Raw genomic sequence first — 12804 nt, forward strand, 5'->3', positions numbered from 1 at the left:
CCGGCTTCAAGGCTCCAGCTTCAAGCTGCAAGTTGGCCTTAATAAGTCCTCAGCTTGGGGCTTGTCGCTTGCAGCTTGTAGCTAAGAAATGCTCACGGCTTAGTCTGATAGTACTGCCCCTCCGGCAACTTGAAAACCCTTCCTTGCTGGAACCCCACAAAACGCTTGTACTCGTCTCCATGGGTGTTGCTCCAGTTTTGAAAAGTGGTCAGGTTTTCCGCAGCACCGAAGATCCATTGATTATAAGCATCGAACATCCCGTCCTTCAGCAGCTGCCGCTGATATTCAAAAAGCCGGAAAGGATAAGTGGAAGGATATTTTTCAAACCAGCCAAGGATAAATTTCGTCCGCAGCAGGATAAGTGACTCCGTGGTGATCCCTTGCGCTACAACAGGCTTTAGACTGGCATACATTCCCAGGCAGGCAAGGGCGAATGGGCTCCTGGTAGTCTGGTCCTTCATCACATCGTCGCCGGTATACAGCTTTTTGTAGGACTCCAATAGCACTTCCTTGATCTCCGCCGTGCGTTTGCTGTAACTTTCCAGGTTGACAAAGATCTCCCCGTAGAGAATGCTCCATATCTTGTCCATGGTGAAGTAATAGTACCGGCTGGCATTATAATAATTGGAAGAATAAGTAGGATCGACTTCGATACCCCTTTCCCATTGCCTGATCGCGCCGGAATTGTCCTGACGGGCAAACAGCATTTCCCCATATTCATTATATAATACGCCGCTTTGGGGGAATTTTTTCAGGCCGGCCTTATAGAGCCTTTCACATTCTTTACTCTCGTCGATAGCCTTGTACAGCATACCGGCGATCTGGTAACATTGCACGTCTGCGTCAGAGCGCTCTATCAAAGGTCGGACAACATTCAGGCCCTTGGGATAGTCTCTTTGCAGGTAATAATTGAATGCCAGGTCTTTTTGCAATTCCAGGTTCTGCGGCTCTTTCTGCACCGCACCGGTCAATACCATAATGGCGTTCGAGTAATCGCCCTGCCGCGTGAAGGTCTTCGCCGTCTCCTGCAATGTCTTTGCTTCAGGTTGTTGTGAAAGGACTGACAAGCTGGCAAACACCAGCAAACAGGGTAGAAAAAGACTCCTTCTTATCATAAGACCGTTTTTTAGCTGCAAGCTACAAGCTGCAAGCCGCAAGTTAATAAATCCCTGGCTCATAGCTAAAACTCAGCCTTTCTTAACAAATCCCTGGCTCCCAGCACATCGCGTGTAGCTTGAGGCTGGTAGCTTGCAGCTCAGATAATATGCGTGAGGAGGCCATCCCGCAGTTTGGGCTCAAACCAGGTACTCTTGGGCGGCATCACATTCCCGCTGTCCGCAATGGCGAATAATTGCTCGATGCTGACAGGGTAGAGACTGAAAGCCACTCTCCATTCGCCGCCGTCCACCCTCTTTTCCAGTTCCCCCAGGCCCCGGATGCCTCCTACAAAGTCGATCCTTTTGTCCGTGCGCGGGTCCTTGATGGCCAGCAGCCGGTCCAATACATTTTTTTGCAGGATGGTGACATCTAAAACGCCGATAGGATCATCTTCTGTATATGAGCCGTCCTTGGCCACCAGCTGATACCAGCTGCCATCCAGGTACATGCCGAACTCATGAAGCCGGGCAGGCGAAAAAGCCTTGTCTACTTTTCCTACCAGGAAGTCTTTCTGCAGACTGTCCAGGAATTCCTCCGGGCTGGCGCCATTGAGATCCTTTGCCAGGCGGTTATAATCCAGGATATGCAGCTCCGCGGAAGGGAACAGGGTGGTAAGGAAGTAGTCGGCGCTTTTTCCCGCCGCTTCACCCAGCTCTTTCCTGACCTTGGCAGCGGAGGCTGCACGGTGATGCCCATCCGCTATATAGGTGAAAGGGACCTTTTCCGCAAATGTTTGGGTGATCGCATCGATCGCCCCCTCTTCATCCACGGCCCAGATGGTATGCTGAATGCCGTCTCCCGCGGTAAAATCATATAAAGGCGCATGTGCATTCTTCCATCCTTCGATCAGCTCGTCAATGGCTGCCACATTCTTATAGGCCAGGAACACATTGCCCGTCTGGGCCCGGATGGTCTTCATATGCTGAATACGGTCAGCCTCCTTGTCGGGACGTGTAAACTCATGCTTCTTGATGACGTCCCTTTCATAGTCGTCCACCGAGCTTCCGCATACTAATCCCGTCTGGCTCCTCCCATTCATGATGAGGCGGTAAATATAGTACAGGGGCTTTTCCTCCTGTATAAGGACGCCCCTGCGGATGAAATCCTGGAGGTTCTCCTTTGCTTTATCATACACCTGGGAAGAATGCGTGTCGATATTCTCCGGCAGGTCGATCTCGGACTTGGTGATATGGAGAAAAGAGCTGGCATTGCCTGCAGCCTCCTGCCTGGCTTCTGCGCTGTTCAGAACATCATATGGCCTGGACGCTACCTGCGCTGCCGATTGCGGCACGGGACGCAGCGCTTTGAAAGGACTAATGCTTGCCATCGTTTATTTTATTAAGCTTTTTGAGTTGCGAATTCTTTCATCAAATCTGTCAGGACCTTTACGCTTTCCAGGGGAAGGGCATTGTACAGGGAGGCCCGGAATCCCCCTGCGGTACGATGACCCTGTATGCCCACCATCCCATTGTCGGTGCAGGCAGCCAGGAATTCCATTTCCAATTCCTTGTCGTCCATCACAAAGACTACGTTCATCTTACTTCTATCTTCCTTCGCCACAGTAGGACGAAAAATGGGAAGGCTGTCCAACGTGTCGTATAAGAGCGCGGCCTTCTGATCGTTGATTTTTTCGATGGCCGCCACGCCGCCTTGCTCCTTCAGCCAGCGAAGCGTGAGCATACAGACATAAATAGCAAACACAGGTGGCGTGTTCAATACCGACCCGGCTTCGATATGCTGGCGGTAATCCATCATGGTAGGCAGTTTCCTGCTGACCTTGCCCAAGAGGTCTTTCTTCAATACCACCATGTTCACTCCTGCCGCCCCCATATTTTTCTGGGCGCCCGCATAGATCAGGTCGTGCCGGTTGAAGTCTGTCACCCGGCTAAGGATATCGCTGCTCATATCCGCTACCAGCGGGACATCCGTCTCGGGAATGGAATGCATTTGCGTTCCTTCGATCGTATTGTTGGTGGTATAGTGGAAATATTTTGCTCCGGCAGGTATGGCGAAACCTTTAGGAATATACGTGTAGTTCTTGTCCTTGGAAGACGCCACCACATCCACATTCCCATAAAGCTTCGCTTCTTTGATTGCTTTCGTGCCCCAGGTACCGCAATCCAGATAGGCCGCCGTCTCATTTTCATTCAAAAGATTCATAGGCACCTGGAAGAACTGGGTGCTGGCCCCCCCATGCAGGAAAATGACCTCATGCTCCTTATCTAGTTGCATCAGCTCGCGGGCTGTAGCCAGCGCCTCATCCAGCACTCCCTGGAAAAGAGGCGTCCTATGGCCTATTTCCAGGATGGAAAGTCCCGTACCATCGAAATCCAGGATTGCCCGGCTGGCCTGCTCGAACACCTCCCTGGGCAGCACGCTGGGACCGGAATTAAAATTATAAACCATTGACAGCTCTTTAAATGAGGGCCAAAGATACCCCCTCTCGGGCAAACACCCGTCCCTGTATATAGGAAAAAAGAATCTTTTTGATTTATAAAATTTTGAGAGTTTTTTTTAAATCTTTTTAAATCAATGTATCTTACCCCATACCAGGTGCAAATTCACATGACGGAAATAAATTCATACTTTTTCTTCTGGGCAGGACAATTTATGTACATCGGGAAGGCGATAGACACATCTACCCATGACCATCACGCTCTGCAGCTCGCCCTCAGTTTCGACCAGCCATTCTTTATCAAGTCTTCCGAAGGGTCATTCAAAACGGTCAAGGCCGTAATAATCGACTCCGATCAGGCCCATGAATGCCGCACCAATGACAATTATTTCCTTCTCCTGAACATCGATCCCCAGACCACCTTGGGACGTGCGCTTAAAAAGATCTACCTGACCGGACAGGCAGTGATGGAACTGCCTCCGGAAGAAACGGCCGAATTCCTGAGGACCATCGAACAGAACCTCCATGTGCACCCCTTCGACAGCCACCTCATCCACGACATCACGCGCCAGTACTTATGCAGGCTTTGCGCACTGGAGGAAGACACCGACATCGATGAAAGGATCCAAAAGGTCATGGAGCTGTTGAAAGAGAAAAATGATGATACACTGAAATTAGAGGAGCTCGCAGCCGAGGTATTCCTCTCGCCCGGCAGGCTCACCCATCTTTTCAAAAAGCAGGTAGGCATACCCATTAGGAAGTATATGCTGTGGACAAAGATCCTGCTGGCGCTTCAGAAAGTATTCGAAACGAAGAATATCCGCGAGGCGGCATTATATGCAGGATTCTCGGACGCACCCCATTTCAACAGGACGTTTCGTAAAATGTTCGGCCTCTATCCCTCCTCTGTCCTGAAAAATAGCCAGAACGTACAAGCCTTCTGGAAATAAGCGTCGTTCCTTTGCGGAAATAATCACTGATATGTACGCCATCGATCACGCCGCTACGGCCCTGCTGGTTAAGAAAAAATTTCCCGCTTCTCCCATGTTCCCGCTCCTGGTATCCGTACAGCTCGTAGAACTTTTCTGGGTGCTCTTCAACTACACGGGGCTGGAATATTTTTCTGTTGCCAATGGCCGGCTGCATCTTGATTTTCTGCCCTGGTCCCACTCCATATGCTCCGCCCTCGTGCTGGCAGCTTTGTCCTATATCATCCTCTACCGCAGCTATAAAAAACACGACATAGCCCTCGCATTTGCTATAGGCGTCCTCTCCCACGTAGCAATAGACCTGGTTTTCCACGAACACGATATCCGGTTGACCCCTTTTACAGAAAAGCCAGCATGGGGATTGGGCATCATCGACCATCCATTACTGGATTTTACGGTCGAGCTGCTTTATGGCATATGCTGCTGGTGGTATTTTAAAGGGAGCAAAAAGCTATTGATCACGATCGTCATCTTTAATGTCCTGGATTTACCCATCATGCTGGCTTCCGGAGATAGCCTGAACCCGATCGACCGTCACCACTACCTGCTGCCTTCCTTTATTCTCTTCCAGATCCTGGTCACATGGTATTTCATCTGGCAATTCAGCGCTGCTGCTCATGTTCATCAACATCGGAAACACCCCCCGAAATAGCGAACTTCATTGCATCGGCCGAGCTGATGTCCGTCACTACGCGGATCCTGTCCCTTTTTACAAAATACAGGTTACCCGAAAAAGCATAGGACTGAGGCACATATACTGCAACATATTCCGGCAGCCCGAATTCATGCAGGTCCTCCTGGGTGATGAACCCCATCCGCCAGATATCCGGCGCATCGATGCTGACCAGCACCGCTTTGTCAAATTTCCGTTTGTTACCAGCGAAAGCTTCGAAAAAGTCCTTTAATGTGGTATAGATCAGCTTGATACCGGGAGTCTTTTCCAGCAGTCTGTCGGCAAAGTCCACCAGCCGGCTGACGATGAAAGACGGGGAAATATACCCCACGATAAGCGCAATGGCGACAAATACGATAAACCCCAACCCGGGGATCCTCCTGGGTACCCCAAACTGGTCCGTCCCGATGAGGCTCGGGACAATATTATATACCAGGTTAGGTAGTATCCCGTCGATCCAGTTAAATACGGCAATGACAGTCCAGATGGTGATAGAAATAGGCGCCAGAACAAGCACTCCCTGTAAAAAGAAGTGAAACAATTGTTTAGGTATTTTTCGAAACTTCATGTGCAGGGATTTAGCTGCTCAAAAGTAATCATATTTCACCCCTCCCGCCCACTCAACTTCTGCCATTCGCGCCTTCCCGGGGACTGCCGGCCCGCTGCCGGATGAGACATCCGACCCCTGGGCGGAAACTGGGTAAACCTCCAAAAAACCCCATGGAAACTTTGGTAACAAAAAAAGTTTCCATAGTTTTGCACTCGAAATGGACGTAAAAGAAAGAATACTAGGTAAGGCCGCAGACCTCTTCCTGCGGTATGGCATCCGCTCCATCACCATGGATGAGATCGCCACCCAGTTGGGCATTTCGAAAAAGACGATCTACCAGTTCTTTACAGATAAAGATGATATGGTTTCTGCTGTCATCGACCAGGAGATCCGTAAGAACGAGGAGGAGTGCGTACTATTCCGTCAACAAGCCGAAAATGCTGTGCATCAGATCTTTATGGCCCAGGAATCCGTGGAGGAGATGCTGAAGTACACCAACCCCCTGATGGTGTACGACCTGGAAAAACATCATCCCAGGGCCTTTAAGCGATTAAAGGAATTTAAATACCAATTCCTTCACCAGGTGCTGATGGACAACTTGCAGTGGGGGATGGAAGAAGGGGTATACCGCTTAGATCTGCATAAAGACATCGTGGTAAAAGCACGCATCGAAGCGGCATTCCTGGTATTTAACCCCGACGTTTATCCTCACAGTCGCTATAAAGTGGCGGAAGTGGCCTTTGAGCTGGCCATTCTCTTTCTCAATAGCGTTGCTACCGACGCAGGCAGAGCGCTGATCGGGAAATACACCATTGAACGTAACAAAAAAATATCTCATGAACAGAAGGTTTAACATTGGAAGAATGCTGATGGCTGTCATGCTGGCTTTTCCTGCCCTTACAGCATGGACACAGCAAGCTCCCAACGGACAGGCGTCGGGCGCCGCACAGGGCCCTCAGCTGCACGAATTTTCTCTGACACAGGCAATAGATTATGCCGCTAAGAACAGTGTCATGGTAAGAAATGCTTTACTGGACCTTCAGATCCAGCAGCAAAGCAACCGGGCCACGACCTCGCAAGCCTTGCCGCAGATAACAGGCAACCTCGGACTGACGGACAATGTCAAAATACCCACTACGCTGATCCCGGGGGAATTCATCGGACAGCCCGCGGGCACATTCGTTCCGCTCCAGTTCGGTACCCAGTACAATGCAAATGCAGGCATCACCCTTAAACAGGTGCTGTTCGATGGACAGGTCTTCGTGGGATTGCAGGCACGCCAGGCATCCCTGGATTTTTACCAGAAAAAACAGGAGGTCACCGAGCAGATGTTGCGGGCCAACATCGAGAAAGTTTATTATCAGCTGTTGATAAGCAAATCGCAGATCGCTCAGATCGACGCCAACATTACAAACCAGCAGGAGCTTTTGCATAATTCCACGGAGATGTTCAAAAATGGTTTTGCCGAACAATTGGACGTCGACAGGTCCAATGTACAGCTGGCCAACCTCCAGACAGAAAAGATCCAGCTGGAGCTGAATATCTCCAATGGCTACCTGGGCCTGAAAGTGCTGATGGGCATGCCTGTAAAAGACTCGCTGAGACTGACCGATTCACTCACCTACGATATGATCCGGGACGCCACGTTGAGCGATGATTACAAATACGCGGACAGACGCGATTTCCAGCTGCTCCAGGTGAACAAAAAGCTGAATGAATACGATATCAGCCGCTATAAGAAAATGTATATACCTACAGCCAACCTGACTGCCAACTATTCGCAGAATCAATTTTCCAACAAATTTGATCTGACGCAGAAGAACAGCTGGTTCCCTTCCGCTTACATCGGGCTCAATATTTCCGTGCCCATCTTCGATGGATTTTTCAAGGATGCCAACGTCAAACAGGCAAAGCTCCGGCTGCGTCAGACAGAGAATAACATCGACTCCATGAAGATCCGGATAGATAATGACGTCAAACAGGCGCAGCTGAGATTTTCCGCCGCCCTGGCAACGCTGGATTTCCAGAAAAAGAATATGGACTTGTCTGACAGGGTATACGCCCAGACAAGGAAAAAATACGACCAGGGTTTGGGCTCCAATACGGAGATCACCACCGCTCTTGCCGATCAGAAAACGGCCCAGGCCAACTATTTCAATGCCCTTTACAGCGCAATAGTCGCGAGAGTAGACTATCTGAATGCAATAGGCAAATTATAATCAAGAATACAATCTAAAAAGCTCAATATGCAAAAGATACTGACTGTAGCTGCAATTACCACCACCATACTGCTGGCATCCTGTGGCAGCGGCGTCAAAACGCCGGACACGCTGGAAGGCAAGAAAAAGCAGCTGACAATGCTGAAAGACCAGCAGACCGCACTGGCTAAACAGATCGACAGCCTGGAATCCCAGATCAGCCGCCTGGACACCTCTTCAAAGGTGGGTCAGAAAGCCAAACTGGTCGCCTTGTCACCCGTGACCCCCTCTTCCTTTGCCCATTTCATCGACCTCCAGGGTAACGTAGAGGCGGAGAATAATTCCTATGTCTCCCCCCGCACCCCGGGAGTCGCTAAAGCCGTCTATGTTAAAAAAGGTGATCACGTGCGGCAGGGTCAGCTGCTGGTGAAGCTGGACGATGCGCTTCAGCGTACCAATGTGGCCAACGCCCAGATCCAGCTGGACCACGCAAAAGACCTCTACCAGCGCCGCAAGAACCTTTGGGATGAGAAGATCGGCACGGAAGTGGACCTAATCAATGCTAAGAACGCGGTGGACCAGGCAGAAAATCAGCTGAAGAACTACCAGGAGCAGCTTGATTTTACCAATGTATACGCGGATATCAGCGGTGTTATCGAGGACATCTGGCTGAAAGTAGGAGAGGCCTTCATACAAGGTTCCACACAGATCCACCTCGTCAATACCCAGAATTTGAAAGTGACCGTACAGGTACCGGAACTCTACCAGGAAAAAGTGAAAGTAGGCACACCCGTCAAGATCACCCTTCCCGGGCTGAATAACAAAGAGATCACTGGCATCGTGCATATCACTGGTAGAACGATCAACGGCGACAGCCGTTCATTCACCGTTGAAATAAAGCTTCCCGCCAGCAGCGATATCCGCAGCAACCAGGTGGCCCTCGTCCGGCTTCAGGATTACAATGTCGCAAAGACCCTGGCCATTCCGGTGAATACCCTGCAGACGGATGATAAAGGCAAATATGTGATGGTAGCCACAAAGGACAAGGAGAACAACCTGCTGGCGCATAAAAAAGCCATCACCATCGGACAGTCCTACGGCGACAAGGTGGAGGTCATTGGCGGTCTGCAGGAAGGCGACCAGCTGATCACGGACGGTTTTCAGGGTCTGTATGAAGGCCAGCTGATCACGATACAATAATGCATCAATAAGCGGACCACACAAAAACCACTGTATGAGTGTTTTAGAAAATATTACCGAAAAGTTCAAGCAGTTCGGGCCCACCACCTGGAGTATAAAGAACAAAACAGCCGTCTATTTGCTGATGCTGGTCGTCAGCGGAATAGGAGTGTACCAGTTCATGACATTGCCTAAAGAGCAGTTCCCCGACATCGTGATACCTACCATCTATGTATCCACGATCTACACAGGCAACTCTCCCAAGGATATGGAAAACCTGGTTACCAGGCCTATAGAAAAACAGATCAAATCCATTACAGGCGCCAAGATCAAAAAATTCACCAGCACCTCCCAGCAGGACTATTCCGCCATCATGGTGGAATTTGAGACGGACGTAAAGGTGGACGTCGCCTTGCAGAAAGTCAAGGACGCCATCGACAAATCCAAGCAGGACTTGCCGACCAACCTCACCCAGGAGCCTACCGCCCTGGAAGTGAGCTTCTCGGATCAGCCCATCATGTATGTCAACATCAGCGGAGACTATGACCAGCAACGCCTGAAAAAATTTGCCGATGACATGAAGGACAAGCTGGAAGACCTTCCCCAGCTCAATCGTGTGGACATCGTAGGCGCTCCGGAAAGGGAATTCCAGATCAACGTGGACAACTACAAAATGCGGAGCTCCAACATCAGTTTCGACGACATCGACAATGCCGTGAAAGGTGAGAACCTGGATATCTCCGGAGGTCTCCTGGACGTAGGCACGATGAAACGAAACCTTCAATTGAAAGGACAGTTCCATACGGCCCAGGATATCGAGCAGATCATTATCCGCAATCCCGGCGGCGGCGCCGTCTATTTAAAAGACATCGCCACGATCAGGGACACCATCAAGGACAGGGAAAGCTATGCCCGCCTGGATGGAAAGAACGTGGTGACATTGAATATTATCAAAAGGAGCGGAGAGAATCTCATCGAGACTTCCGATAATGTGAAAGGCGCAGTGGAAGAAATGAAAAAATCCCTGCCTCGGGACCTTACGGTAGTGGTGACAGGCGATTTGAGCACCAAGACACGCACCTCTTTCGACGATCTGGTGAATTCGATCGTCATAGGCTTTATGCTGGTGTTGATCATCCTCATGTTCTTCATGGGCGTGGTCAACGCTTTCTTCGTGGCGCTTTCCGTTCCACTAAGCATGTTCGTGGCCTTTATGTTCCTGCCCGGTGCGGATGTGATCATCGGTACCCATGTCACCCTCAATTTCATCGTGCTGTTTGCCTTGCTCTTCGGATTGGGCATCATCGTGGATGACGCCATCGTGGTCATTGAGAATACACACCGCATTTTCACCCAGGGAAAAGGAAAGATCACCGCTCCAACCTCCGCCATGATGGCGGCGGGAGAAGTGTTTATTCCCGTGCTGGCAGGTACGGTCACCACGCTGGCGCCCTTCTTCCCCCTGTTGTTCTGGCCGGGCATCATCGGCAAGTTCATGGTCTACCTTCCCGCCATGCTGATCTTTACGCTGACAGCATCCCTGGTCGTGGCCTTCATCATGAATCCCGTATTTGCAGTGGACTTCATGAACCATCCGGAAGAAGAAGGCAAGTCGTCCAAAGCCGATATCTTTAAAAAACCCGGATTCTGGATCGCAGTGGTATTGGGCGTCCTGCTGGACCTGGGGCATATGACTTTCCTGGGCAACCTGCTCCTGTTCCTGGTCATCCTGACCATCCTGAATAAATTCGTCTTTGAAGGAATGATCCATTCCTTCCAGAACAGGGTGCTGCCCTGGATCATGGGCCATTACGAAAGCCTCCTTCGCTGGGCCCTGAAAGGCTGGCGACCGGCCTGGCTCCTGTTGGGAACCTTCGGACTGCTGATCTTCTCTTTCATGTTCTTCGGCGCCCGCAACGTACAGGTAGTGTTCTTCCCGAAAGGGGATCCCAACCAGGTGTATGTGTACCTCAAGCTGCCGGTGGGTACCAATGTGGATTATACGGACTCCGTTACCAAGGTCCTGGAAGAAAGAGTCTATAGGGTACTGGATATGCAGAATGGCAAAAAGAATCCCGTAGTGGAAAGTGTCATCAGCAACGTGGCCATCGGCGCCAGCGATCCCACCAGCGGCGATCGTAGCACCCGCAGTGAGCTGGGACGTATACAGGTATCCTTCGTCGAATATGGTAAACGCAATGGCGTTCACACCGCCCCATACCTGGATTCCATTCGCCACGTGATGAAAGGTATTCCCGGTGCGGAGATCTCCGTGGACCAGGAACAAAACGGCCCGCCCACCGATCCTCCCGTCAATATCGAAGTGGCCAGTGAAGACTTCGATGACCTGATCAAGACGGCCGTATCATTGAAAAATTATCTCGACTCCGTACAAACTCCCGGCGTGGAAGAGCTGAAGATGGACATCGATCTCACCAACCCTGAGATCAGCTTCACTGTGGATCGCCAGCGGGCGATGACGGAAGGCGTAAGCTCAGCTCAGATCGGACAGACATTACGCACGGCCCTCTTTGGAAGAGAGTCTTCCAAGATCAAGGAAGGAAAAGAAGAATATAAGATCCAGATCCGCAACCTGGAAGTACAGCGGAAGAACCTCATCGATCTGCTGAACATGAACGTCACATTCCGCGATATGGCCAACCAGGGCAGGATCAAGAATGTGCCCATCAGCTCTTTGGTGAAAATTGATTACACCAGCACCCTGGGCAGCGTAAAAAGAAAGAACCAGAAACGGGTCATCACCCTGCGTAGCAACGTGCTGAACGGATATACGCCGACTGCCGTCAACATCGACCTTGCAAAATCCATTGGGGACTTCAAAAAGAAGCCCGACAATGTGAATATCAAGCAGACAGGGGAAGGAGAACAACAGGCGGAGACAGGCGCCTTCCTGGGCAAGGCGTTGGTCATTGCATTGATGACCATACTTATCGTACTCGTGCTGCAATTCAACTCTGTAGCCAAATCAGTGATCATCCTTACCGAGATCCTCTTCAGCGTCATCGGCGTCATCCTTGGATTCGCCATCACGAAGATGGAAGTGTCCGTCATCATGACTGGCCTGGGTATCGTAGGCCTGGCCGGTATCGTGGTGAAGAACGGAATCCTTGTGATAGAGTTTACAGACGAGCTGCGTGGACGCGGCATGAAGACAAGAGAGGCGGCGATCGAAGCAGGGAAGACCCGTATCATTCCCGTACTCCTCACAGCCATGGCCGCTATCCTGGCCCTGATCCCGCTGGCCGTAGGGTTCAACATCAACTTCGTCACGCTCTTCTCCGAGCTGAATCCCCATATTTATTTCGGTGGCGATAACGCCGTGTTCTGGAAACCGCTGTCCTGGACCATCATCTTTGGCCTGGCCTTTGCATTCTTCATGACGTTGATCATGGTGCCCAGTATGTATATTATTGCAGAAAGGCTGAGAAGACCCATGCGCCGCCACTGGGGCGGCAAATGGATCTCTTTCCTGGGTATCCCGCCGTTTACCGTCATTTTCCTGCTGCTGATGTTCGTTACCATCCTCCGTCACCGTTTTGAAAAAGCAAGAAGAAGAAGAAAGCTGAGCGGAAAAGTAGGGGAGGCATGGATAGGCAGCTGGTTTTGATAAAATTATATAGATCGGAACAACCCTCAGACAG

At 50.6% G+C, this 12804-nt stretch carries 10 protein-coding genes; 6 read left to right on the forward strand and 4 right to left on the reverse strand.

Annotated features, from left to right (window positions below; translation table 11 throughout):
• Positions 1-92 precede the first annotated feature (92 nt).
• The 3 genes from Q4E93_RS24255 to serC form a co-directional block, all read right to left on the reverse strand.
• A complete protein-coding gene (locus Q4E93_RS24255) occupies positions 93-1115 on the reverse strand; it encodes a tetratricopeptide repeat protein (protein WP_303589748.1) in 1023 nt (340 codons plus the stop codon).
• Positions 1116-1255: 140 nt separating this feature from the next.
• On the reverse strand, positions 1256-2485 hold the full coding sequence (locus Q4E93_RS24260) for a DUF1015 domain-containing protein (protein WP_303589749.1): 1230 nt from the start codon (positions 2483-2485) through the stop codon (positions 1256-1258).
• Between the two features lie 11 nt (positions 2486-2496).
• On the reverse strand, positions 2497-3564 hold the full coding sequence (serC, locus tag Q4E93_RS24265; protein WP_303589751.1) for a 3-phosphoserine/phosphohydroxythreonine transaminase: 1068 nt from the start codon (positions 3562-3564) through the stop codon (positions 2497-2499).
• 126 nt (positions 3565-3690) lie between these two features.
• Here serC and Q4E93_RS24270 point away from each other — a divergent pair, with 126 nt between their 5' ends.
• Positions 3691-4503, forward strand: a complete 813-nt coding sequence (locus Q4E93_RS24270; RefSeq protein ID WP_303589754.1) for a helix-turn-helix domain-containing protein — start codon at positions 3691-3693, stop codon at positions 4501-4503.
• Between the two features lie 31 nt (positions 4504-4534).
• On the forward strand, positions 4535-5194 hold the full coding sequence (locus tag Q4E93_RS24275; RefSeq protein ID WP_303589757.1) for a hypothetical protein: 660 nt from the start codon (positions 4535-4537) through the stop codon (positions 5192-5194).
• On the opposite strand, the gene Q4E93_RS24280 is transcribed toward Q4E93_RS24275, so the two are convergent.
• Positions 5145-5783 carry a DUF502 domain-containing protein gene (locus Q4E93_RS24280; protein ID WP_303589759.1) on the reverse strand — a complete coding sequence of 213 codons (639 nt, stop codon included), beginning with the start codon at positions 5781-5783 and terminating at the stop codon, positions 5145-5147. The genes Q4E93_RS24275 and Q4E93_RS24280 overlap by 50 nt on opposite strands.
• Positions 5784-5982: 199 nt before the next feature.
• On the opposite strand from Q4E93_RS24280, the gene Q4E93_RS24285 reads away from it, so the two are divergent.
• From Q4E93_RS24285 to Q4E93_RS24300, 4 genes are read left to right on the forward strand one after another with little or no spacing between them, the layout of a single operon-like run.
• On the forward strand, positions 5983-6618 hold the full coding sequence (locus Q4E93_RS24285; protein WP_303589761.1) for a TetR/AcrR family transcriptional regulator: 636 nt from the start codon (positions 5983-5985) through the stop codon (positions 6616-6618).
• Positions 6602-7984, forward strand: coding sequence for a TolC family protein (locus Q4E93_RS24290; RefSeq protein ID WP_303589762.1), 1383 nt, complete (start codon positions 6602-6604; stop codon positions 7982-7984). The genes Q4E93_RS24285 and Q4E93_RS24290 overlap by 17 nt, the downstream gene beginning before the upstream one ends.
• A gap of 27 nt (positions 7985-8011) precedes the next feature.
• Positions 8012-9163: an efflux RND transporter periplasmic adaptor subunit gene (locus Q4E93_RS24295; RefSeq protein WP_303589763.1), complete on the forward strand. Its 1152-nt coding sequence runs from the start codon at positions 8012-8014 to the stop codon at positions 9161-9163.
• Positions 9164-9197: 34 nt separating this feature from the next.
• Positions 9198-12770, forward strand: coding sequence for an efflux RND transporter permease subunit (locus tag Q4E93_RS24300; RefSeq protein ID WP_303589764.1), 3573 nt, complete (start codon positions 9198-9200; stop codon positions 12768-12770).
• The last annotated feature ends 34 nt before the right edge of the window (positions 12771-12804 follow it).

Origin of the sequence: Flavitalea plasmicola (assembly GCF_030546645.1) — a bacterium.
GTDB lineage: Bacteria > Bacteroidota > Bacteroidia > Chitinophagales > Chitinophagaceae > Puia.